This window comes from Microbacterium sp. CIAB417 (assembly GCF_022788845.1).
Genome location: NZ_JAHZUT010000002.1, coordinates 909,483 through 933,243 on the forward strand (window position 1 = coordinate 909,483; position 23,761 = coordinate 933,243).

The 23,761-nt window shown below is 68.7% G+C and carries 20 protein-coding genes; 12 read left to right on the forward strand and 8 right to left on the reverse strand.

Going from position 1 to position 23,761, the window contains the following annotated elements:
* Positions 1-47: 47 nt before the first annotated feature.
* From KYX17_RS10900 to KYX17_RS10915, 4 genes are read left to right on the forward strand one after another with little or no spacing between them, the layout of a single operon-like run.
* Positions 48-1,991, forward strand: a complete 1,944-nt coding sequence (locus KYX17_RS10900) for a DUF6541 family protein (RefSeq protein ID WP_243226999.1) — start codon at positions 48-50, stop codon at positions 1,989-1,991.
* A 12-nt stretch (positions 1,992-2,003) separates the two neighbouring features.
* Complete coding sequence (locus KYX17_RS10905; protein WP_374208938.1) at positions 2,004-2,759, forward strand: glycosyltransferase family 2 protein; 756 nt, start codon at positions 2,004-2,006, stop codon at positions 2,757-2,759.
* Positions 2,756-3,157 carry a DUF2304 domain-containing protein gene (locus tag KYX17_RS10910; RefSeq protein ID WP_243227001.1) on the forward strand — a complete coding sequence of 134 codons (402 nt, stop codon included), beginning with the start codon at positions 2,756-2,758 and terminating at the stop codon, positions 3,155-3,157. The genes KYX17_RS10905 and KYX17_RS10910 overlap by 4 nt, the downstream gene beginning before the upstream one ends.
* A complete protein-coding gene (locus KYX17_RS10915) occupies positions 3,154-4,086 on the forward strand; it encodes a glycosyltransferase (RefSeq protein ID WP_243227002.1) in 933 nt (310 codons plus the stop codon). The genes KYX17_RS10910 and KYX17_RS10915 overlap by 4 nt, the downstream gene beginning before the upstream one ends.
* A gap of 3 nt (positions 4,087-4,089) precedes the next feature.
* Here the strand turns inward: KYX17_RS10915 and KYX17_RS10920 are convergent, their stop codons facing one another.
* Entirely contained in the window at positions 4,090-5,316 is a 1,227-nt protein-coding gene (locus KYX17_RS10920; protein WP_243227003.1) for a polysaccharide biosynthesis protein, read from the reverse strand.
* 44 nt (positions 5,317-5,360) lie between these two features.
* Here KYX17_RS10920 and KYX17_RS10925 point away from each other — a divergent pair, with 44 nt between their 5' ends.
* Positions 5,361-6,119, forward strand: coding sequence for a glycosyltransferase (locus tag KYX17_RS10925; protein WP_243227004.1), 759 nt, complete (start codon positions 5,361-5,363; stop codon positions 6,117-6,119).
* On the opposite strand, the gene KYX17_RS10930 is transcribed toward KYX17_RS10925, so the two are convergent.
* Genes KYX17_RS10930 through KYX17_RS10940 form a run of 3 tightly spaced genes read right to left on the reverse strand, consistent with a single transcriptional unit; the run spans position 6,089 to position 9,242 of the window.
* Positions 6,089-7,180, reverse strand: coding sequence for an acyltransferase (locus KYX17_RS10930; protein WP_243227005.1), 1,092 nt, complete (start codon positions 7,178-7,180; stop codon positions 6,089-6,091). The genes KYX17_RS10925 and KYX17_RS10930 overlap by 31 nt on opposite strands.
* The gene (locus tag KYX17_RS10935) at positions 7,177-8,313 is read right to left on the reverse strand and encodes an NAD(P)-dependent oxidoreductase (protein ID WP_243227006.1); all 1,137 of its coding nucleotides are present in this window, start codon (positions 8,311-8,313) and stop codon (positions 7,177-7,179) included. Before KYX17_RS10935 ends, KYX17_RS10930 begins: the two co-directional genes overlap by 4 nt.
* Positions 8,314-8,351: 38 nt before the next feature.
* A complete protein-coding gene (locus KYX17_RS10940) occupies positions 8,352-9,242 on the reverse strand; it encodes a glycosyltransferase (protein WP_243227007.1) in 891 nt (296 codons plus the stop codon).
* Between the two features lie 88 nt (positions 9,243-9,330).
* On the opposite strand from KYX17_RS10940, the gene glf reads away from it, so the two are divergent.
* From glf to KYX17_RS10955, 3 genes are read left to right on the forward strand one after another with little or no spacing between them, the layout of a single operon-like run.
* Positions 9,331-10,467, forward strand: coding sequence for a UDP-galactopyranose mutase (gene glf, locus KYX17_RS10945; RefSeq protein ID WP_243227008.1), 1,137 nt, complete (start codon positions 9,331-9,333; stop codon positions 10,465-10,467).
* Positions 10,468-10,497: 30 nt separating this feature from the next.
* Positions 10,498-11,289, forward strand: coding sequence for an ABC transporter permease (locus KYX17_RS10950; RefSeq protein ID WP_243227009.1), 792 nt, complete (start codon positions 10,498-10,500; stop codon positions 11,287-11,289).
* On the forward strand, positions 11,289-12,032 hold the full coding sequence (locus tag KYX17_RS10955; RefSeq protein ID WP_243227010.1) for an ABC transporter ATP-binding protein: 744 nt from the start codon (positions 11,289-11,291) through the stop codon (positions 12,030-12,032). The genes KYX17_RS10950 and KYX17_RS10955 overlap by 1 nt, the downstream gene beginning before the upstream one ends.
* Here KYX17_RS10955 and KYX17_RS10960 read toward each other — a convergent pair.
* From KYX17_RS10960 to KYX17_RS10975, 4 genes are all read right to left on the reverse strand, one after another.
* On the reverse strand, positions 12,017-12,994 hold the full coding sequence (locus KYX17_RS10960; RefSeq protein ID WP_243227011.1) for a glycosyltransferase family 2 protein: 978 nt from the start codon (positions 12,992-12,994) through the stop codon (positions 12,017-12,019). The two genes, KYX17_RS10955 and KYX17_RS10960, sit on opposite strands and share 16 nt — an antisense overlap.
* Positions 12,991-14,901: a glycosyltransferase gene (locus KYX17_RS10965; RefSeq protein WP_243227012.1), complete on the reverse strand. Its 1,911-nt coding sequence runs from the start codon at positions 14,899-14,901 to the stop codon at positions 12,991-12,993. The genes KYX17_RS10960 and KYX17_RS10965 overlap by 4 nt, the downstream gene beginning before the upstream one ends.
* Before the next feature lie 89 nt (positions 14,902-14,990).
* Positions 14,991-16,298: an O-antigen ligase gene (locus KYX17_RS10970; protein WP_243227013.1), complete on the reverse strand. Its 1,308-nt coding sequence runs from the start codon at positions 16,296-16,298 to the stop codon at positions 14,991-14,993.
* Positions 16,295-17,704 carry an O-antigen ligase gene (locus tag KYX17_RS10975; protein WP_243227014.1) on the reverse strand — a complete coding sequence of 470 codons (1,410 nt, stop codon included), beginning with the start codon at positions 17,702-17,704 and terminating at the stop codon, positions 16,295-16,297. The genes KYX17_RS10970 and KYX17_RS10975 overlap by 4 nt, the downstream gene beginning before the upstream one ends.
* Before the next feature lie 41 nt (positions 17,705-17,745).
* On the opposite strand from KYX17_RS10975, the gene manA reads away from it, so the two are divergent.
* The 4 genes from manA to KYX17_RS10995 all read left to right on the forward strand — a co-directional run bounded on the left by manA (position 17,746) and on the right by KYX17_RS10995 (position 23,755).
* Positions 17,746-18,909, forward strand: coding sequence for a mannose-6-phosphate isomerase, class I (gene manA, locus KYX17_RS10980; protein WP_243227015.1), 1,164 nt, complete (start codon positions 17,746-17,748; stop codon positions 18,907-18,909).
* A gap of 168 nt (positions 18,910-19,077) precedes the next feature.
* Positions 19,078-19,404: a WhiB family transcriptional regulator gene (locus KYX17_RS10985; RefSeq protein WP_243227016.1), complete on the forward strand. Its 327-nt coding sequence runs from the start codon at positions 19,078-19,080 to the stop codon at positions 19,402-19,404.
* A 74-nt stretch (positions 19,405-19,478) separates the two neighbouring features.
* Positions 19,479-22,349: a glycosyltransferase gene (locus KYX17_RS10990; protein ID WP_243227017.1), complete on the forward strand. Its 2,871-nt coding sequence runs from the start codon at positions 19,479-19,481 to the stop codon at positions 22,347-22,349.
* Positions 22,346-23,755, forward strand: coding sequence for a DUF5719 family protein (locus tag KYX17_RS10995; protein WP_243227018.1), 1,410 nt, complete (start codon positions 22,346-22,348; stop codon positions 23,753-23,755). The genes KYX17_RS10990 and KYX17_RS10995 overlap by 4 nt, the downstream gene beginning before the upstream one ends.
* The last annotated feature ends 6 nt before the right edge of the window (positions 23,756-23,761 follow it).

Here is a 23,761-nt window from a genome sequence, read left to right on the forward strand (position 1 = left end):
CCTCGATATCCTGACTGCGACCGTGCCGTGCCGTGAGTGGAGAACCTGTGACCTGGCTAGACCTCATCGGCGCCATCGGCGTCCTGCTCGCGATGTGCGCTGTGATCGGCGGCGGAGTGGCCTGGGCGGTCGGCTTGCGAGGGCTGTGGCTGGTCGCTGCCGCGCCGGCGTTTTTCGCCACGATCGCCGCCGGCGCCGCTGTCATCGCTCCGTGGGCGGGTCTTAGCTGGTCGCTCGTGCCCGTTGTCGCGGTGGCGTTGCTGATCGGCGGTGCCGCGGGGGCGGTGCGTTTCGTCGCCGAAAGGCGGCGGTCTCGTCCTCTTCGCCGTGCGCCTCGGTTCGACGGATGGGCGCTGGTCGCCATCGCTCTGCCGGCAGCGGTCCTCACGTGGCGATGCGCGGAGATCCTCGGCTCGCCTGACAGCTTCTCGCAGACCTTCGACAACGTCTTCCACCTCAACGGTGTGCGCTACGTGCTCGACACGGCCAATGCCTCGTCGTTGCACTTGGGTCTGATGACGAGCCCCAGCGGCAGTCTCGCGTTCTACCCGGCAGCTTGGCATGGCGTCGTCGCTCTCATCGTCCAGCTGACCGGCGTGACGATTCCTGTCGCGACCAACGCGATGATCATCGTGGTCGCTGCGGGGGTGTGGCCTGTTGGAGCTGTCCTTCTCGCGCGCACCCTCGCCGGAGCCACGCCAGCCGTGTCCGTTGCCGCCGGTGCCGTCGCCGCCGGGGTGCCGGCGTTTCCCATCCTGTTGTTGGACTACGGAGTGCTGTACCCGTTGCTGTACGGGCTCGCTCTGCTGCCGTTCGCGTTGGCGGTGACGGCGGCGATGCTCGCCGTCGCGCGGGATGCGCCACCTCTGGCCCCCGGATGGTGGTTGCTCGTCTTCGCCGGTGCGGTCGCGGGGATGTCGCTCGCTCATCCCGGGGCGTTCGTCGCGCTCCTGGCGTTGTCTGCGCCCATGGCGTGTGCTGTGATGCTGCGGGGGCTGCATCGTCGAGGATGGCGTCGCCGCGCGCTCACGATCGCCGGCTTCCTCTCTTACCTGGTCGCGGGTGTCCTGCTGCTCAAGGTCCTCCGACCTCCGCTGGAAGCGCGCGGATGGCCGCTCTCACAGTCCATGGGCGACGCGGTGATCACGGCGCTCTCCGGCTCCATGTGGTATCAGGTCCCTGCCTATGCCGTGGCGGTGCTCGTCGTCCTGGGTGCCGTCTGGGCGGTCATCGACCGCACGCGCGATGCATGGCTGATGTTGGGGATGTACGCCATCGGTGCATGGCTCTACGTCGTCGTCGTCGCGCTGCCGCTCGGCAACCTCCGTGACGCTTTCACCGGGAGCTGGTACAACAACGCCCCCCGACTCGCGGCGATCTTCGTTGTCGCACTGTTGCCGCTCGCTGCCTTCGGTGCGGCGCGGACGTGGGCGTGGCTCGACACGCGGATGAAGGGGGATGCAGGCCGTTCCTTCCCACGGGCGCTCCGGGTGGCGGCGGGGATGGTCGCCGCCGTGGCTCTGGTCGCCCTCGCGCAAATCGGCGCGGTCCCGAGAGCCGTCGAGTGGGCATCGTTGCCCTACCGGATGACGGCGGACTCCGCCCTCGTATCCACCGACGAGTACGCGCTCCTCAGCCGCCTCGACGATGAGGTGCCCGAAACGGCCGTCGTGGCGGGGGATCCGTTCGCGGGTGCCGGTTTGGCCTACGCCCTCGCTGATCGCCGGGTGCTGCTGCCTCACACGCTCGTGGAGATGGACGACGCGCGCACGCGGATCGTGGAGGCGCTGCGCACGGGGCACTTCGATGCCGCCGCATGCGAGGCCGCCGATGAGGACGATGTCCGGTACGTCCTCGATTTCGGGACGGTGGGCGTCCACGGCCCCATCGAGGGATACCCTGGCGTGCGCGATTCGACGCAGCTCACTCTCGTCGACGAGCAGGGCGATGCTCGCCTGTATGAGCTGACCGGATGCTCGCCGGCCGGATAGTCGGCCTCTAGAATGGTCCTGATGGGTTCTTCGGGCGCGCGTGTTTTGGTGATCGTTCCCGCGTGGAACGAGGAACGAAGCGTCGGTACCACCGTGAGCGAGATCCGGTCAGCATCCCCGAACTATGACGTCATCGTCATCGACGACGGATCCACGGACGATACGGTCGCGGTGGCCCGTTCTGCCGGCGCGACAGTGCTCAATCTGCCGTTCAACCTCGGCGTCGGCGGCGCGATGAAGACCGGCTTCACCTATGCCCAGCGGCACGGTTATGCCCAGGCGATCCAGGTCGACGCGGACGGCCAACACAACCCTGCGGACATCGCACGAGTCCTGGCCGGCCTGGAGGACGCTGACATCGCGATCGGCGCGCGTTTCGCCGAGGTGGGCGATTACGAGGTGCGCGGACCGCGCCGCTGGGCGATGGTGTTCCTCGCCAGAGTCGTATCCCGCGCCGCCGGTACGCGGCTCACCGATGTCACGAGCGGGTTCCGGGCGGCGAACCGTAGAGCGATCGATCAGTACGTGAGCTACTACCCCGCGGAGTACCTCGGTGACACTCTGGATTCCCTGGTTGCTGCGGTGCACGCTGGACTGAAGGTGACCCAGGTTCCCGTTGCGATGCGTCCCCGGGCTCACGGACGGCCGAGTCAGGGGCCGATCGGCTCGACCGTGTATCTGCTGCGTTCCGTCTTCGCTCTCGGGTTGGCTCTGCTCCGCGGCTCTCGAGCCATCCACCCCAGCGAACTGCAGGGGGCGCCCTCATGATCATCTTCGCCGCCATCGCTCTCGCCCTGCTCATCATCGTCGTCGTGATGTGGCTGCTGCTGACACGCCGGCTGCGTGAGAAGTACGCGGTCCTGTGGCTGGTGATCGGCGTGGTCGTCCTGGTCTTGGGAGTCTTCCCGCAGCTCCTGCTGTGGCTTACCGCTGCGCTAGGCGTCCAGCTGCCCGCCAACCTGCTATTCGCGCTCGCGATCGTTCTGCTGCTCGGGGTCGCGCTACACCTGTCATGGGAGCTCTCGCAGGCGGAGGAAGAAATCCGTCGGCTCGCCGAGGAAGCCGCCATCAGCAGGGCTGAGCTGACGGCGCTCGCTGCTCGCATCGACGCGCTCGAGGCCGGGGCGCACGATGACCGCGACCCGTTGTCGGACTCCTCGTCGTGACGCAGACGTGGATCGTCTTCTCCGCATTCCGTCCCGATTCGGATCTCGTGGATGCGGTTCGTGCGGCGGCTGCCGAGGTCGCGCAGCGGATCGTCGTCGTCGACGACGGCAGCGGCCCCGATTGGGAACCGCTCTGGGCCGAGGTGGAGTCGGTCGGCGCGCGGGTTCTGCGCGCAGATGAGAACAGCGGCATCGGCGCGGCGCTGAATCGCGGGGTCCGGCACGCTCTCGATGCGGGAGCCTCCGCCGTGCTCACCTTCGATCAGGACTCGACCATCTCACCGGGCTTCGTCGATGCCCTGCTGCGCGCGCTCGCGGAGGCCGAACGTGCGGGAGTGCCGGTCGCCTTCGTGGTCCCGGAGCGCTTCGCCGGCGTCAGCCAGGTGCACGAGCGCGATGGAGACGTCCTTCGCACGCGCCACTCGATCCAGTCGGGGATGCTCGTCCCGCGCTCGACGTGGGAACGCGTGGGATTGCTGCGCGAGGACCTGTTCATCGATCTCGTCGATACCGAGTTCGAGCTGCGGTGCGCCGCCGCGGGACTGGTCGGTGTAGCGGCGCCGGGGCTCGCCCTGGGCCACGCCTTGGGCCGTCAGTACGCACGCGAGCTGTTCGGTCGACGTATCCGGCTCCCGGGCATTCCGGATGTGGTCACCTTGAGCTCGCCGTTCCGGTACTACTACCGAGTGCGCAATCGACGAGTCATCAACAAGCTCTATCTGCGCAGCGCGCCGGGGTGGGTGCTGCGTGATACGGCTCTGGAGGTCATTCACTTCGTCAACGCCCTGATGCTCGCCCGGCCGCGCCGGGCGCTGTTCATGCTGTACCGGAGTGGCTGGCGCGATGGGGGACGGGGGCGGGGCGGGCGCATGTCGCCCGAGCTGCAGGAGGTGGCGGCCGAGATCGTCTGGGGCGCGCGCGAAGCCTGACGCTCAGGACGCGGCCGAGGACTCCCGGCGGAACTGGCGCCACGCTGGCAGCACCAGAATCATCACAGAGACCGCCTCCGCGACGGCGACGCCGAGCGCGACCCCGTCCGCGGAGCCCTGCGCGGCGCCGATCAGCATGGTCGTGACGCCCACAACAGCCGAGCAGATCGTGGCGGTGAACACGAGCCGGAAGCGACCCGCGGGGATCAGCACATTCCGTATCAAGGGCGTGCCGCAAGAGATGAAGAAGAATGCGGCTCCGAAGAGGGCGCTCGGCAGCGGCGCGGCGGCCACTGCGGCGCCGAAGACAACCCCGGTGGCCCAGGGGCCGAGCACGGCGATCGCGGTCCCGCCGACGGCGCCGAGGCCGCCGAGTGCGGCGAAGGCGATCACGTGACGGCGTGAACGGTTCACGGCGTGGGGGTCGAGCACCCAGGCTTGGAAGGCATTGCCCACGGCGATGACCGCGAGCAGCCCGATGCGATAGACGCGGTCCGTCGAGGCGAACGAGCTCGCCGCCGCTGCGGAGAGTCCGACCGTGGCGATGGGAATCCCTGTGGAGCCGTAGACGTTGCCCGCAGCATCGATGGCCGCCGTCGGCACGAGCGAGGTCAGGACCTGGCGCGTGGGACGCGCCGGGACACCCGCGGGGTCGTGGCCGGTGCGTACCAGACGCGCGTGCACGGCGAAGGCCGGAACGGTCAGCAACACGAGAAGCACCGGGTACCAGAACACCTGACCCGTCAGGAGCAGGAACGGCAAGGCGAGCGCGGAGGCGGTGAGCTTGGGGACGCCGTCGAAGAGCATCAGTGCCCGTGGGTTGCCCTCCCCGATGCAGAACCATGCCGGGGTGAACCCGCCGAGCGTCATCGCGACCGCGATCATGACGGACTCGGTGCGGTAGTCGGGGGAGCAGACGAGGTACGTCACCGCGCCGGCGAGCGGAACGACCAGGAACGCCGTGAACGCGCGGGAACGAAGGCTCTCTGACAGGATGACCGCTCGCTCGTGCGCGTCGGTCGTGCGTGCCACCCGCACGGGCCCGATGACGCTCCAGCCGAACAGCACGCCCACCATCCCGAGCAGGCCGATGGCCTGGCCAGAGTTGATGTTCGCCCAACCGCCGTCGCCGACGAACCGCGAGATCACCGGAAGTATGATGAAGGGTGCGAGCGCCGAGATGATCGGTGCGCCCGCGAATCCCGCGAGGCGGAGAATGAAAGACCGCATCGTCAGAAGTCTATTCGCGGATGGAACAAGAGATGAGTGCCGACATGACGACCGTGAGCGTCTGTATGGCGACCTACAACGGGGCCGCGTATGTCGCGCATCAGCTGAGGTCCATCCTTGCCGAACTGGGCCCTGACGATGAGGTCGTGGTGGTCGACGATGCGAGCAGCGACGACACTGTGCAGATCGTCCGCGGCATCGAGGACGACCGTGTTCGCGTGATCGCTCAGGAGCGCAATGCCGGCTACGTGGCCAGTTTCGGGCGGGCGCTCGCCGAAGCGCGGGGCGAGGTCCTCATGCTGTCCGACCAGGACGACGAGTGGGTACCCGGTCGTCGTGCCCGGCTCGTCGCCGCGCTCGCTGGCGCCGACGTCGTCGCCTCCAATCTCGAGATGCTCGGTACCGGTGCGCCGCTGGCATCCCCGTTGACCGGCAAGCCGTGGGTTTTGTCGCGTACCCGCTCTCCGATCCGGCGGCAGCTCGCCATCTTCGCCGGCGTGGCGCCCTATTACGGGTGTGCGATGGCTCTGCGTCACTCGGCGCTCGACTATCTGCTGCCCTTCCCCGACGGGTTACGTGAGTCGCACGATCTGTGGATCGCGACCGCGGCCAACGCGCGGCGCCGTCTGGCGCACGTCGACGGCGTGACGGTGCGTCGACGGGTGCACGACTCCAATGCGTCGAGCTCCTCGCCGCGAGGGGTTCGCGCGGCGCTGCGCTCGCGCCTGCTCATGCTGCGGCTATGGGGTGAGGCCCGGCGTCGTCGCGGCGTTCAGGCAGGCGGGGGTGCGGTCGGGGCCTGAATGTCACCGGCGCGAACGGTGCGGGGCCTGACGCGAGCCATAGCAGGACGCTCTACGAGAACCCAGCTCGCCCACGCGAAGACGAAGGTGACGACCACGGTCACTGCCACGTACGGCCAGAAGCCGAGCTTCATCCCCCCGGCGAGGTAGGTGAGCTGCTGTACCGGCCACGCATAGATGTAGAACCCGTAGGACACGTCGTTGCGTGCGATCCATCCCGGCTGCGGAACCACGGTGGACAGGTACAAGAGGGCGTAGGCGAGCAGAGGCGCGCCCAGCTGCCCGCCGACGTCCGGGACGAACACGATGCAGAGGGCGGCCAGCGGGATGCTGGCGAGTCCGACCCATCGATTGAGTCCCCAGCGGTCGATGATCATGAAGGCGAGCGCGCCGGCGGCGAAGAACGAGAAGAGACGCGCGAACTGGAAGAAGTCGTTGTCGAGGCCGCCGGTCGTCCACAGCACCGTGATCGCGCGAACCACGACGCTGCCGGCCCAGACGGTGCCCACAGCCACGATCGATCGACGGTAGATCGCGAGGGCTCCCAGTAGCCAGGTGATCACGTAGCACAGGAACTCGAAGTAGAGCGTCCACAGCGAACCGTTCCACACATCCGGATAGGGCACGCCGCTGAGCGTGGTTCCGATCCCATACACGCGGATGTACAGCGTGATGTTGCTCCACACGTATTCGAGGGGATTCGGGGCGGTCGAGAGGAGCCCGCCGAGGTTGCCCTGCTTGATCATCAACGCGAGCGGGGCGAAGAATACCGCGATGACCAGGAGGCAGACGATGTAGGCGGGGAAGATGCGGGCGACGCGGTGCAGCAGATAGTCGCCGGCGCGCGTACGGAAACGGCTGCGGGTGATCAAGAAGCCGCTGATCACGAAGAATCCGGCGACGGCCCATCCGCCCAGATTCTCGCCGTTGAAACTCGGGCCGCTTCCCACGCCCGCGATGTAGTAGGCATGGGCCACGAGCACGAGGGCCGCAAGCAGAAGCCGGAACAGGTTCAGCGAGTTGTGGCGGTACGGGAACGCGCCGGTGGACGCGGTGCTCACTTCAGGAGATTCCGCGCCGACATCTCGTCGAGTGATCGCTGATAGCCGTCGTCGTCGACGGGCTCGGAGCGGACCCAGTCGACGAACCGCCGCACACCCTCGGCGAACGGCGTCGCGGGGACGAAACCGAGCATCTCGGAGATGCGCGTCGTGTCGGCGACGTTGTGACGGATGTCGCCCAGGCGATAGTTGCCCGAGACCCGCGTAGGGACCCGCGTGCCGAAGGCGGCGAAGAGGGCCTCGATCACCTCGTTAACCGTCGTTGCCACCCCCGAGCCCACATTGAAGGTCTCACCCGCCGCGCGAGGGTGTGTCGCTGCCAGGAACGTCGCCTCGACGACGTCGTCGACGTAGACGAAGTCGCGGGATTCCCGGCCATCCTCGAAGACGTTGATCTCCTTGCCCTGACGGATGAGCGTGGAAAAGATGGAGAGGATTCCGGTGTACGGGTTCTTCAGCGACTGACCCGGCCCGTACACGTTCTGATACCGCAGCGAGACGGGTTCGATGCCGATGGTGGGGGCCACCGTCATCACGAGGGCCTCTTGCGTCTGCTTGGTAATGCCGTAGACCGAAGAAGGATGAAGCTTCGCATCCTCCGCGGTCGGGATGAGTTCGAGGGCGCCCTCACCGCTCAGATGCACCTCGAAGTCTCCGACCGCCATGTCGCTGTCGGCGCGATGCGGCGGGTACACGATGCGTCCGTCCGCGGTGCGGTACGCCCCCTCGCCGTAGATGGAGCGAGACGATGCGATCACGATGCGACGCGTTGAGTGCGAATCGTTGGCGAGCACGTCGAGCAGCTTCGCGGTGCCGCCGACATTGGTTTCGCAGTACCGGTCGATCTCGTACATCGACTGTCCCGTGCCGGTCTCCGCGGCGAGGTGGACCACGACGGTCGCAGGCGCGAGGGCGCGGCGCAGATCTGCCTCCGACGTCACGCTGCCGTGCATGACGCTCGCGACGCCGTCGAGTGAGCGCAGCATCGGTGACGTCGTCTCGGGATCCTCGCCATGCACCTGCGGGATCAAGGCGTCGAGAACGCTGACCTCATGCCCGGCCTGGGCCAGACGGGCCGCCAGCCGCGATCCGATGAAGCCCGCACCCCCGGTGATGAGGACGTGTTCAGACATCGGTGCTCCCGGAGACGGTCGATAGGAACGGGCTGGAGTCACAGCGAAAACACATGAGACAGAGTCGATCTTAGTCCGGCGGGGGACGGGCTTCGGATCACGCCGGGGAGCTCCGTCAGCGCATGCAGGCGAGAGATCGTTCGCAGCCTGGCGGCGCGCGCCGTGCGCGTCCATCCTCGGGCGGCAGCCAGATCGTGAGCCTGGCGGTAGTAGGCGCGTTCGTCGCGGAAACGGGTTCCGTCGAGGATCGTGCGTTGAGACGCCGAGGCGCTGTGTCGGCGATAGGAGAAGGCCACCGTCGGGTTGTAGGCCAGCGTTGCCCCCGCGAAGGCGAGATCCATCAGCAGCGCGAGGTCCTGGATGATCGGCAGCCCCTCCCGAAAGTCCGTCCTCTTCAGAGCGGCGGTGCGGAAGGTTAGTGACGGCCAGTACAGCCAATCGCCTCGGATGAGGCTCGTCGCCATCGCTTCGCCGCGCAGCACCGCGACTCCTTCGCCCCGTCGTGGCGCGAGCAGGCGCTGCTTGACCCGATCCGCGAGCGGCGTCACGATATCCCCGTTCTCGTCGATGACGTCCACGCCCGGCTGCACGACGTCCGCACCCGGGACGGCGCGGATCGTCTGCGAGATGAGGCCGACGTACTCGGGGTGCAGAAGGTCATCCGAGCCCAGCAGCATCATGTGGGGCTCGTCCGCGAGACGCACGGCCTCGCGATAGTTCTCGGTGATTCCGAGGTTCGTATCGTTGCGCAGGTAACGCACCCGCTCATCCGTGATCTGTGCGAACCACTCCGCGACCGAGGCGTCCGGATAGCAGTCATCGATGACGGTGAGCCGCCACTGCGGATCACGTTGTGCGAGCACGGATGCGACTGTCTGCTTCAGCAGCGCGGGATCCCCCCAGTAGGGGATGAAGATGTCGAGCGTCATGGCGTCCTCAGCCTACGCAACGACCGCGGATAGGATGGAGAGCCCGTCGTCCGTCGCGCGCAGCGCCCGTCCAGAAACCCGTGACCCCATGGATCTCCTCATCGTCGGCTCCGGTTTCTTCGGCCTGACCATCGCCGAGCGCGCCGCCGCGGCGGGCCGCAAGGTCACCGTGATTGAGCGTCGTCACCACATCGGCGGCAACGCGTACACCGAGGACGAGCCGACAACAGGCATCGAGGTGCACAAGTACGGTGCACACCTTTTCCACACCTCGAACGCGACCGTGTGGGAGTACGTCAACCGGTTCACGGCCTTCACGAACTACGTGCACCGCGTCTACACGACCCATAAGGGAGTCGTGTATCCGCTGCCGATCAACCTCGGCACGATCAACCAGTTCTTCCAGGCCGCCTACACCCCGGGCGAAGCGCGTGCGCTGGTGCAGGAGCTGGCGGGGGAGTTCGACCCGAAGCAGGCGCAGAACCTCGAGGAGCGGGCGATCGGACTCATCGGCCGCCCCCTGTACGAGGCGTTCATCCGCGACTACACGGCCAAGCAGTGGCAGACGGACCCGAGAGACCTTCCGGCCGAGGTGATCTCGCGCCTTCCTGTGCGATACACCTACGACAACCGCTACTTCAACGACACCTGGGAGGGGCTGCCGGTCGACGGCTACACGGCGTGGCTCGAGCGCATGGCCGACCACCCGAACATCGAGGTGAAGCTGAACTGCGACTTCTTCGACGAATCCCAGCCGGTGAACAAGCGTGCCGTCGTCGGACAGGTGCCGATCGTCTACACGGGCCCCATCGACCGATACTTCGACGACGCCGAAGGGGCGCTGTCGTGGCGGACACTGGATTTCGAGCAGGAAGTGCTCGACATCTCCGACTTCCAGGGCACGAGCGTCATGAACTATGCGGACGCGGACGTCCCGTACACCCGCATCCATGAGTTCAAGCACTTCCACCCCGAACGGGCCGAGCGCTACCCGAAGGACAGCACTGTCATCGTCCGTGAGTTCTCCCGGTTCGCCCACCGCGAGGACGAGCCGTACTATCCGGTGAACACCCCGCAGGACCGGGCGGGGCTCCTGGCCTACCGAGAGCTCGCCAAGGGGGAGCGCGACGTGCATTTCGGTGGCCGCCTGGGCACCTACCAGTACCTCGATATGCACATGGCCATCGGGTCGGCGTTGTCCATGTGGAACAACACACTCGCCTGAGGGCGCGCGTCCGGTTCGTAGACTCCTCTGATGACCACGACCACCGTGGGTGCGCCCGGGTCACCCCGGCGCTACCTCCACTCCCTGTGGCTGCTGTCGGCGCGCGACCTGAAGGTCCGTTACGCCACCAGCGCGCTGGGATACCTCTGGTCTGTGCTCGATCCGCTCGTGATGAGCGTGATCTACTGGTTCGTCTTCACGCAGGTCTTCGGGCGGGATGTGGGCGAGACTCCCTACATCGTGTTCCTCATCACGGCGCTCCTGCCCTGGGTGTGGTTCAACGCCGCTGTCACCGACTTCACCCGCGCCTTCAACAAGGATGCCCGACTCGTGAGATCGACCGCGATCCCGCGCTCCATCTGGGTGAATCGCATCGTGCTCAGCAAGGGCGTCGAGTTCCTGTGCTCGATCCCGGTGCTCGTGCTGTTCGCCGTCTTCGGAGGGGCGACGGTGGGCTGGGGGCTGTTGTGCTTCCCCCTCGCGGTCCTGCTGCAGACGGCGCTATTGGTCGGCCTCGGGCTCATCGTCGCCCCGCTGTGTGTGCTCTGGGGTGACCTGGAGCGGACGACCCGCCTCATCCTGCGCGCCCTGTTCTACGCCTCGCCGATCATCTACGGGGTGTCAGATCTTCCCGGGGGCTTTCGCGAGGTCGCCGCGTTCAACCCTCTTGCCGGCATCTTCACGCTCTATCGCGCAGGTTTCTTCCCCGACCAGTGGGACACCCTCTCGGTGGTGACCGGAGCCCTGGTCAGCCTCGCGATCCTCGGACTCGGCATCCTGGTCTTCCGACGTCTCGAGCGACCCGTGCTGAAGGAGTTGTGATGCCCGCGGAACTGGCGATCGACGTCGACGGGCTGGGGGTGCGCTTTCGTCGCAATCGGCGGGGGCGCCGCAGCCTCAAGGATCTCTTCGGAGGCGCATCCCGCCGCGCGCGGCCCGGTGAGTTCTGGCCGCTTCGCGGTGTCAGCTTCACCGTGCGCCCCGGTGAGTCGATCGGCGTCGTCGGTCGCAACGGACAGGGCAAGTCGACGCTGCTCAAGCTCGTCGCCGGCGTCCTGCTTCCCGATGAAGGCGCCGTGCGAGTGAACGGCGGCGTCGCCCCGCTCATCGAGATCACGGGCGGTTTCGTCGGCGATCTCACGGTGCGCGAGAACGTGCGGCTGACGGCGGGGCTGCACGGGATGAGCCGAGCCGAGGTATCGCGGCGTTTCGACTCCATCATCGACTTCGCCGAGTTGCACGATTTCGTCGATACCCCGTACAAGCATCTGTCGAACGGGATGAAGGTGCGTCTCGCGTTCTCCGTCGTCTCGCAGCTCGACGAGCCCATCCTCCTCGTGGACGAGGTGCTCGCGGTGGGTGACAAGGCCTTTCGGGAGAAGTGCTACCGCCGCATCGACGAGCTGCTCGCCGCAGGACGCACCCTGTTCTTCGTGAGCCACAACGAGAAGGACCTCCGCCGTTTCTGCACGCGCGGCCTCTACCTCGACAAGGGGACACTGAAGATGGATGCGCCCATCGAACGCGTGCTGGAGCGCTACAACGAGGACTACGCGGCGGGCTGAGTCTGCACCAGCGGCGGCATCGGCCGCCAGGACCGATCGCGCCCGATCTTGCGCCCGTCTCGCAGCCCCCGCACCAGGTGGCTCGTCCCGCGCACCTTCCGCTCGACCACCACGAGGCGGATGAGCTCCTTGCCGAAGGTCATCGCCGTGCCCAGCCCGAACAGGACCGGGTTGTAGACCCCCAGCGTGCGGTAGTAGCGCTTGATGTAGGCGCGGTTTCGCATGATGTAGTACCGGTACGCGTCGCTGGACGCGTTCATGTGGCGGATGCCCATGTCCCATTGCTTGATCTCGCGAGTGCGGCGCAGCACGAACTCGTCGACAATGACCGAGGTCGTGACGCGCGAGGCGAGCCAACCGTAGAGCTGGTCGTCCCAGTAGATGAAGAAGCGGGGATCGGGCAGACCGATCTGTCCAACGATGTCGCGGTGGATGAACATGCCCTCGAAGCAGCCGGAGTTCATCTCCTTGTACCCGGAATCGTCGAAGCCGGCCGGGGCGAAGGGGATGGGAATGCCCATCCGGTCGGCGACGCGGTACTGCCAGTAGAACTCGCTGCCGTCGTAGTCGTAGCGCCGGCCCTGGATGCTCTTGAAGCGAGGGGCCCACCCGCCCATGCGGGCGAGGCCGTCGGGGAGGACCTCGACATCGTCGTCCATCAGCCAGATCCACGTCGAGCCGAGCTCATACGCGACCCGCATCCCCTCGCTGAACCCGCCCGAACCGCCCGTGTTGGTCTCCAGGCGGCGATAGACGATCTCGGTGGCGATGCGGCCCCGGAAGGAGTCGACCACCGCGGTCGTGTCGTCGGTGGACGCGTTGTCCACGATCACGACGTGCCCTGGTTTGGGATCCATGGCCTCGATGCTCGTCAGCAGCCTGGTCAACAGCGCCGAACGGTTGTAGGTCACGATCGTGATCGTGGCCGTGGCGGGATCGAACCCCGGCAGCGAAGCGGTCATGCGTTGTCCTCGAAGACGGTACGCCAGCGCTCGACGCTGGTCAGATCGGATGCGGCGGCACGGTATCGGCGAGAAAGACCGGCCCACTCCCGGCGCAGGCGTCGGTGGAGGCGTACGCTCTCAACGAGCATGCGGCGGAACGTTTCGCGATCGCGGACGTACACGTTCTTGCCCGAACCGTTCGCCGCGCTCACGATGGCACTGTCCACCAGCGGCACCCGCCACCAGTGTGCGTCCTCCTTGCCGTATTCGACCTCGGGCAGTCGTCCCGAGTCGTGGGGCGTCGGGCGGAGCCAGTGTGACGCGATCGTCGAAGCGGTGAACCACCGCAGGCGCCAGCCGGTCGGGTTGTCGTACTCGTGACGGCGGCGCAGCGGAAACACCTGCCGGCCCCGTCGCGAGCGCAACGGCACGCCGCTGTCGGTGTGCACGACCGTCTCGGGGTAGTCCGCTGCGAGGGCTCGAGCTGCCGGCATCGCCGTGGCGAGATTCGCCCACATGTGCGCCGGTCCCGACAGCACGTCGCGGATGGCCCGATGCCGCAGCGCGACGGGGTAGTACTGCATCATCATCAGGTGCTTGAGATCCAACCGGCGACTGTGTCGCAGGAGGGTGCCGCCGCCCGGCAGCGATGAGTGCAGGAGCGCCGCGACGATCCGGTTACGGGCGTGGAAGTACGCCTGCCAGTCGATCGAGTCGTCCTTGCCGACCCAGGAGACGTGCCACAGGGCGACGCCCGGCATCGACACCGTCGGGAAGCCCGCCTCACCCGCGCGCAGGCAGAACTCCGCATCGTCCCACTTGATGAAGGCGGGCAGCGAGAGGCCGATCTCTCGGATGATCTCGAGCGGGATGAGGCACATCCACCATCCGTTGTAGTCCGCGTCCAAACGCATGTGCAGCATGGGGGACTGGCGGAGGTTGGCGACGCTGAAGTCGTGCGGGAGCTTCTCCTGATACAGCGCGCGCCACATGAAGGGCGCCTCGTCGACGACCTCGGCCCACGCGTGCAGCTTGGGGCGATCGAGTAGGTCGAACATGTGTGCGCCGACGATCGTCGGAGTCGACGCGTAGCGCCCGAAGACGACGGAGCGCCGCACCGACTCCGGCTCGATGCGCACGTCGTCGTCGAGGAGTTGGATGAAGTCGCTCTCCGGCCGGGCCAGCGTCTCGCTCATGGCACGCGCGAAGCCGCCGGATCCGCCCAGGTTGGGCTGGGTCAGTACGGCGAGGGTCTCCCCGAGCGCGGCGGCGACGTCGGTGTAGCCGTCCTCGTCGGCGACATGCTGCGTGCCCTGGTCGATCACGAAGACACGATCGAGCAGCTCCAGCAGATCCGGGGCGTCGGAGAGGCTCCGCAGCGTCTCGACGCAGTAGTCGGGCTTGTTGTATGTCGTGATGCCGATCGAGGCCTTGCCGTGGCGGACCGGAGCGGTCTCGGTGGTCCACTCGGCGCCCTCGAAGGTCATCGCCTTCTCGTCGGCGGCGATGTCGAACCAGATCCAGCCGCCGTCGCTGTACTGGTCGAGTGTGACGTGGAAGGTGCTCGTCGCCTCGCCGTCCACCTCGCGCGTCTCGATGCGCTGCTTGGTGCCGCTGCCGTTCGATCGGTAGAGCAGGATCGTCGCGGGTCCCTGGGTGCGCACGGTGAGTGCCACGTCGCGAACCGGAGTCCAGTGCTGCCAGTACGACGCGGGGAAGGCGTTGAAGTATGTACCGAACGACACGCGGCGGCCGCTGACGACACGCGCACGGGTGCGGCCCAGGATGTTCGTCAGCTGCGCTCGATTGGAGACCCGCACGGGCTCGTCGTCGATGACCGACCAGGTCTCGGGATCCGCGTAGAGCGGCAGGAGGTCGGGGTCGCGGTCGAGCGGGAACACGACCTTCTGTAGGACATGCGGCACGGGTGGATCTCCGGTTCGGTCGGCGGCGCGCTACGTAGAGCCGGAGCACGATCCTACCGGCTCGACCTCGTGAACCACCCTGAGGGCGCTCAGCGACCAGGCTCCTCCGGAAGGACGGTCGGCATCGGGTCACCGCTGTCGATGCGGTCGCGCCACGATCGCGACTGCCCGGCACGGCTGGCGCATACGACGAGAAGGAGCCATCCGTATCCGAAGAGGGTGAAGCTCTCGAACACGGAATCGATGAGCAGCGCGGTGAGGATCAGGGGGGTCCAGGTGTACACCACGGCGCGGCGGTTGCTCGCCTCGAGCCACGACCGCACGAGCGCGACGACGCAGAAACCGGCGAACAGCAGCAGTCCGAACCATCCCACCTGCAGGAGGATGTCGAAGTAGGCGTTGAGTGCGGATGCATGGCGCTCGCCGAGGCTGACATTGATCGAGAGGAACGGGAACTCGGTCGTGGACCAGGTGCCGTACCAGCCCCATCCCTGCACCGGGTAATACCGGACGTAGTCGAGGATCGTGTTCCACAGATCCGCGCGCGTCGAGAAGTCGCTGCCGGCGCCGAGCATCGCGATGATGGGGCCGCGGGCAGCGTAGGCGACCGCCAGGGCGACCACGACGATCCCGGCGAGCGTCGCCTGCAGCATGGGCCGCGATTCGGGCCGGGTGTGGCGCACGACCATGAGCGTGAGCGTCGCCAGCCCCACGATCAGCGCGATCACGATCACCGTGGGGGAGTCGCTGAGCACGGCCAGACCGCCCGCGAGAAGCACCGAGAACACGGCGACACCGGGACGCACGGACGAGGTTCGCCATTCGACGAGGAAGGTGATCAACGCCAGCACGGCGACGAAGCCGAGCGCGTTGCGGGTGCCGAAGATCCCCTGCACGGGTCCGAGCTCGGCGATGAGCCCCTGCACGCCCAAGAGCGGGAAGGGCATGTCGATGAGGATGCCGAAGAGGATCTCGACGCCCAGAGAGATGGCGAGCAGCCACCTCATGACATCTCCCAGCGCCCGCGCCGTCTGGAGGGTGTCGCGCACGTGAGCGATCGTGACGCCCAGCAGGGAGAGTGCCGCCAGCGCCACCCAGCCGATGAGGGACTTCGGATGGTCGGTCGACCAGAAGACGCTCACCAGCGTCCATCCGAGGAAGAGGGCCAGGGTCGCGGATGCCAGCCGCAGCGGCGACAGCTCCCCGCGGCGCGCGATGAGCATGGCGACGGCGAGAGCGCAGAGCCCCGCGACCATCGTCACGTAGGTCACCCGGCCCATGAGACGTTCGATGGCGAAGGCGCCGAAGGTCGTGCCGAAGACGAGAAGGGTGAAGGCGCGCGCCATCCGGGCCGAGCGCAGCAGTTCGCCGATGCCGGACGAAGCGGCGGCGATCATCCCTGATCCGTCACGGGGTCGCCGCGCTCGATGCGCCACGACGTCTCCGCGGGGCCGACGCCCAGCAGCGGCGACTGGCGCACCTTGAGTCCGAACAGCACGATGAGCATCCAGCCCCACACCACCAGCGGGCCGGACTCGGCGAGCCCCTGCACGAGCAGAACGGTGGCGACGAGGGTGGGCAGCAGCGTCAAGGGCGAGTACGGGCGGTCATCGCGCAGGTCCCATCGTGGGCGGTCGATCGCGAAGAACCAGGCGCGCCAGATGAAGGTCGCGTAGACGCCCGCCATCAGGAGCACGCCGATCACCCCGAGTTGCAGGAAGATGTCGATCCACATGTTGTGCGCCTGCATGACCGTCTCGCCGTGGTCGACGATCCAGCCGTCGAAGTGGCTGTCCCACGGCAACCACGGCGAGGCGAAGCCCCATCCGATCAGGGGATGCTCGCCGGCTCGCGCCAGCACCTGCTCCCAGATGCCCTCGCGTCCGGTGAGATCCGCAGACCGGCCGAGGGCCGTGAAGAGCGTGTCGCGCGCGAAGAAGAGGATCGCGGCGCCGACGAGCGCCACCCCGGCGTACGCGACGTAGTACACGGTGCGCCCGCCTGGCCTGGTGACGGTTCGCATGAGCAACACCGTCACGAGCACGACGACGACCGCGGCCGCCGAGAGATAGGCGGTCGCGGAACCTGCGTGGACGAACAACAGCGCCGCGATGGAGATCCAGACGATCGCGGAGGAGCGTCGCTCGGCACGCGCCGCCCAGCGGATGGCGAAGACGATCAGCCCGAGCAGTGCGACGACGGCGAGGAGGTTGGCGTTGCCCTGGATGCCCTGGATGCGCCCGTCGAGATCGAAGAGGTTGTTGCGGGACCAGTAGACGATCGGGTCGTACTTCACGCCCCGCTCCGGAAGCACCCACCCCGGCAGAATGGGACGCCGGACGAACAGCGACACGACGAGCTCGAAGACGAGCGACAGTCCCAGTGACCACTTCAGTGCGGCCGAGATGGCGGCGATGATCTCGCGCCAGGTGAGCATCGCCGCCACGAACAGGCCCTGGCCCGTCGTGATCAGCCACAGCGCGAGGGTGGTGCCGGTCGTCCCCGGCCACGCGGACCAGATGAGCGAGGCCGCCGCCCAGACGCCGTAGGCGAGGACGAACCACGGCAGGCGCCGCACGTCGACCGGCGGTCGGAGCAGGAGCCACACCACGAGGGAGACGACCGCGGTGGCGACCACGATCGCGGTCGACACGGCGACCCCGAAGGCCAGCGTCCATGCGGTGCCCGCGATCGCCTGGAACACGACGAAGACGCACCACGCGCGCAGCAGCAGGTGTCCCGTGCGCTCGCGCACCGGCGGCGCGGGGGCGGGACCCGCCGGGTGTTGGGTTCGGACGGCCATGATGCCCCCAGATTAGCCCGCGACCCTTCTAGGCTGGGGGTGTGCTGGCCGAGCTGACCAACGTCCCCCGCGACTACTCCTGGGGATCCTCCCATCTCATCGCAGACCTGCAGGGACGCGAGCCCTCCGGAGCGCCCGAAGCCGAGGTCTGGTTCGGTGACCACCCCGGCTCGCCCGCCGAGCTGCCCTCCCTCGGGATGACGCTGGACGCCTGGTTCGATGCGCAGGACCCCGGCGCGGGCCCGAAGATGCGACTGCCGTATCTGCTCAAGCTGCTCGCCGCGGGCTCGCCCCTGTCGATCCAGGTACATCCCTCGCGCGAGCAGGCGGTGGAAGGCTTCGCGCGGGAGGAAGCTGCGGGCATCCCGCGGGATGCGGCGCACCGCACCTACAAGGACGACAACCACAAGCCCGAGGTGATCGTGGCTGTCAGCGACCGCTTCGAGGCGCTTGCCGGCCTGCGTCCCCTCGGCGCGACCCGGGAGATCCTCGCGACCCTCGTCCAGAACGAGGGCGTGACGGCTCTCGACCGGGCGCTGCAAGGGTCCGACGAAGCCTCCGCGCTGCGCGACGCTCTCGGCTGGCTGCTCTCCGGCCAGGCGCAGAGCGTCGTGGACGGGGTGATCGCCGCTGTGCGACAGGCGGCCCAGACGACACCCACCGACCATTTCGCCGCACTGACGCGCATCGCCGACGCGTACCCGTCCGATCCGGGCGTCGTGGTGGCGCTGCTCATGAACCACGTCGTGCTGGCGCGCGGCGAGGCGATCTTCGTCCCGGCCGGTGTGCTGCACGCATACCTCTCCGGCCTCGGGGTCGAGATCATGGCCGCCAGCGACAACGTGCTGCGCGGGGGGCTGACACCCAAGCACATCGATGTCGAGGAGCTGCTGCGCATCCTCGATACGACACCCGGCGACGCGCCGCGGCTGCCGGCGATCGTGGGAGAGCCGGGTGTCGACGTCTTCGCGCCCGGGATCACCGACTTCGAGCTGCTGCGGGTGAGCGTGGACGAGGGGGACGTGCGTCGCGTGCGCCTGCGCGGTCCCGCCATCGCCGTGGCGACCGTCGGTGCGCCGATCGTGGCGGCTGCGGATGCACGGGTGCAACTCGCGCCGGGTGCCGCGGCGTTCGCCACGCCCGACGAGCAGCACCTCGAGATCACCGGTACCGGGGAGCTGTTCCTCGCGATGCCGGGACGCTGATCGCCGGCTCGTAACGAATCCGCTCCATCGACACGCCGACGGCGCGTCGCGAAGATTAAAGCGTGGGTTGAGGGTTTACGATCCGCGACTTGCTTTCCTCGAATCACACCTGTGTAATTTAGGCACCCGCCCACCGCGGGGCGTGATTCGAGATCGTGGGGAGAGCACATGGCGAGCGCACCGTACCGCTCAGGCGTTCCCGACAATTGGCACGTCGATCCGGTCTTCCTCGGGGTCCCGGGCGTCCGTCGCGAAGCCCCGGTCGAGGACGACAATCCGCTGTCGTGGCAGACGGACGCACTGTGCGCGCAGACCGACCCTGAGGCGTTCTTCCCCGAGAAGGGCGGCTCCACCCGCGATGCGAAGCGCATCTGCACCACGTGCGATGTTCGCGACGAGTGCCTGGAGTACGCGCTGCGCAATGATGAGCGGTTCGGGATCTGGGGCGGACTCAGCGAGCGCGAGCGTCGCAAACTCAAGCGTCGTGTGAGCTGAACGCCCTATCGACATCACCGATTGCGGCGCGTGCACCTCGCGTGCCGCGAACTCGTGCTTAGGCTGACTCAGTCATGTCGGCCCGTGTCCACGCTCTCCTCGTTGTGCGCCCTGAAGGGCGTACGGCCGCCGCGGCGCATCTCGAGCGCACGCTGTCCGCCCTCGCCGCACAGACCCGCAGGGTCGACGCGCTCACCATCGTGCTGTGCGGCGGGGACTCCGCGCTGACGCAGCTGGTGACGGCATCCGGCGCCGAAGGCGTGATCACCGCCGGCGCCTCGACGTCGTTCGCCGATGCGGTGCGCCTGGCCTCGGTGCGAATCAGCGGCGAGTTCGTCTGGCTTCTCGCCCAGGACACCGCACCCGAGCCGGAGGCTTTGCAGCGCCTGCTCGCCGGACTCGAGCGCGCGCCCTCGGTCGCCGTCGTCGCCCCCAAGCTGGTGGAGTGGGACGAGCCCGCCCGCATCGCGTCGCTGGGTGTGACGATGACGACGTTCGGCCGCGCCGTCGAGATGGTTCAGGACGAACTCGATCAGGGCCAGCACGACGGTGACGAAGACGTTCTCGGGGCCGATGTGCGCGGGCTTCTCGTGCGCGCCGACCTGTGGCGCACCCTCCGCGGCGTCGATCCCGCTCTCGGCGGGGCCGACGAGGGTCTCGATCTCGGCGTGCGCGCCCGGTTGGCGGGTCACCGGGTGAGCCTCGTGCCCACCGCGCGGGTGGCGGTTGCCGGTGACGGCGTCGCGGGCCTGCCCGTCGCCCCGACGCGGCGCGCCCGTCGCCGTCGCGCCTACGCGCGTCGGCTCGCGCAGATCCACCGCCGCCTGTCGTACGCCCCGGCTGCGGCGGTGCCGCTGCATCTGCTGTCTCTCATCCCGCTCGCGCTGTGGCGCGCCGCGGCGCTGCTGGTGGCGAAGCAGCCCTCTCGGGTGCTGCCCGAGTGGGGCGCTTCGATCGTCGCCTTCTTCCGGTGGGGCGCGATCGCCGCATCCCGAGGTGTCATCCGTCGCTCGCGCAGCGTCGCATGGTCGCAGCTCTCCCTCCTGCGCATCACCCGGTCCGCGCTCCGGCAGCGCTTCGACGCGGATGCCGACGCCGACGCGATGAATCGACCGGTGCGCGGCGAGCTGCACTTCTTCACGGGCGGCGGCGCCTGGCTCGTGCTGGCCGGCCTGGTCGTCTCGGCGGCTGCGTTCCCCGCTCTCCTGGCATGGCCGGCTCTCGGCGGCGGCGCACTCGAGCCGCTGCGGGCGACGCTCGGCCAGCTCTGGGCCGACGCGGCGTTCGGCGCCCGAGCGACTGGCCTGGGCGTGGCGGGACCGGCCGATCCGTTCGCCGCCGTGGTGGCGCTGCTCGGCTCGCTCTGGCCGGCGGATCCGTCGCGGATCCTCATCGTGCTGTGGCTCGCTGCACTGCCGCTCGCCGTGCTGGGAGGCTGGTTCGCGGCCACACGCCTCACGTCCCGTTCGCTGCTGCGCAACACCGCCGCCGTCGCCTGGGCGCTCGCGCCCACCTTCTGGTCCGCGCTCGTCGACGGCCGCCCCACGGGTGTCATCGTGCACCTCCTGCTGCCGTGGCTCTTCTACGCCGGCGCGGTGGCCCATCGGTCATGGGCGGCCGCCGGGGCGGCGTCGTTGCTCCTGGCGGGCGTGCTCGCGTGCGCGCCGTCGCTGGCTCCCGCACTGATCCTGGTCTGGATGCTGGCGATGATGCTCGTCGTGGTCGCACGCGGCGGTCGCGGGGCGGGACAGATCGTCTGGACGGGCGTGCCCGCGCTGGCGCTGTTCGCCCCCCTCATCTGGGCCCAGCTGCACGGCGGGACGGTGTGGGGTCTGGTCGCCGATCCGGGTCCGGTGTGGGCGGGACCGCAGGCGGGAGCTGATGCCGCTGGCCGCTTCGCGCTGGCGACGGGCTTCCCGAGCACGGACTTCGCCGGTTGGGCCGGTCTGCTCGGCTCAACGACCATCGCGCCGTTCGTGACCGCGGTGGTCGTGCTCGTGGCCCCGCTCGCGGTGCTCGCCCTGCTGTCGCTGCTGACCCCGCGGTGGATGGTGGCCGGTGTTCTGCTCGTGATCGCGCTCCTGGGCATCGCCACCGCGTTCGCGGCCGTGGGCTTCGCCGTGTCGGTCGACACCCGGGGCACTCCCGTCGCACTGTGGCCGGGTGCGGCGCTGAGTCTCGCGTGGCTGGGGATCGTCGCGGCCGCAACCCTCACGCTCGACTCGGGCGTTCCGGCGCGCGCCGGCGGCCTGCGCGTCTTCGGCGCCGTCGCCGTCATCGGTACTCTCGCGCTCCTGGCCGTTCCCTCGGTCACCGCGATGGGCCGGGGACAGAGCGAGCTGCAGAGCGGCTCGCCGTCCACACTGCCCGCCTACGTCGCCGCGCAGGGGCGCGACGATTCGAATGTCGGCACGATCGTGATCTCCCCCCTGGCCGACGGCTCCGTCGCCGCCCAGGTCGTGTGGGGCGGCAGCGAAACACTGTCGGGCGGCTCCACGCTGGACGCGACCCGCTCGGTCGCCTCGGCATCCGACCGGGAAGTGGCCGAGCTGACCGCCGATCTGGTGACGTCGACCTCGGAGGACGTCGTCGCACGCGTCGCGGCCGCCGGAATCCGCTTCATCGTCGTGGCTCCCGAGACATCCGACGAGAGCGACGCGGCGCGCGCGTTGCGCCTCTCGGCCCAGACGGCCCTCGATCAGCGCGACGATCTCGACGTCGTCGGCGCGACGCCGAAGGGCACGCTCTGGCGCGTGACGACGGATGTGGCCGAGCGGCCCGCGCCGAGCGCGGAGCTGGTTCGCCAGGGGTGGGCGGTCGCCGCGGTGCAGCTCGTGGTCGTCGCGATCGCCCTGCTGCTCTCGTTCCCCACCGCAGCGTCGCGCCGTGAGGCTCGCCGCACTCCGCGCACCGTCGGACCGCGTTCGCGGGAGGAGCAGGTATGAGCAGGCAGCGGGCATGGCGCTGGGCCGCCACCAGTACGCGGCTCGTCGTCGGCGCGGCCCTCGCCGTCGGCATGGTCGGCGCGGTGGGCGTCGGTGTGGCCGCGAACTGGCCCACGCACACACACGAGCCGCTCGCGGTGGGCGTGACGCCCACGCCGGCGGACACGGTGCTCGCCTGCGCCGGGCCGCTGCTCGCCCTCGGCCGTGACGCCACGCAGGCCGGCCAGATCGCCAGCGCGGCGCCGACGGCCACCGTGTCGGGATCGGACGGCGCGACGCTCGAGCAGACCACGGAGCCGAGCGACCCTGACGTCGTCGGCTCCGACGGGCACCTCGTGTTCGTCGCCCCGCCTGTGGACGCGACACGATCGGATGCCGCCGCATCATCGAGCGGTTCGGCAGCCGCCGACGATCTTCGCGGCTTCGCCGCCTCCGCGTGTCAGCCCCCGCTCATCGAGTCGTGGCTCGTCGCCGGTGCGACCACAACGGGCTCGGCGGATGTCATCCTGCTTTCGAACCCGTCGGATGTCGCCGCCACCGTCGATCTCACGCTGTACAGCGCGACCGGCGCCTCCACCCCGCCGTCGGGAAGCGGGCTCCGCGTCGACGCCCACACGCAACGGCTCGTGCCGCTGGCCGCGCTCGCGGTCGGCGAGGGCGCGCCCGTCGTGCGTGTCACCGCCTCCGGTGCGCCGGTCGCTGCGGCATTGCAATCCAGCCTCTCCCGGACCCTGCTGACCGGCGGCATCGAGCAGAGCGGCGTGATCGTGGGTTCCGCCACGCAGCAGGTGATCCCCGGAGTGCGTGTCCCGCAGAGCGCGGTCGATGCGGCTTCCGCCGGCGCGACGACCCTTCTGCGGCTGCTCGCTCCTGGCGCCGCGGCGACAGCCACCGTCACCGTCCAGGATGACACGGGCCGCACCGCGTTGACGCAGGATGTTCCGCTCGGCGCGGACCTTCCGACCGAGCTCGACCTCGCCGGTCTGCCGGCCGGGACGTACACCGTGCGCGTCGAGGCCAGCTCGGCCGTCGTCAGCGCCGTGTGGCAGACGACGAGCTTCAGCAACGGTGCGGACTTCGCCTGGTACACCGCGGCCGAGGCCATCGTCGACCCGAGCGTCGTCGCCGTATCGGACGGCCCGTCGCCGTTGCTCGTGGTGGCGGGATCGACGGTCGGTTCCGCAGATGTCGTGCTGACGCCGCTGAGCGGTGCCACCCAGACCGAGCGGGTCAGCGTCGCGGCGGGCGACACCGCATCCGTGCCGGTCCAGCCGGGTGCGGTGTACCGCATCGACACCTCGAACCCGGTCCGGGCGTCCGTGAGCTACCTCGCGGACGGCGCGATCAGCGCGTTCCCCGTGTGGCCGGCGGATGCGGCGGCGTCGGAGATCATCGTCCGCCCCTGAGTCCGC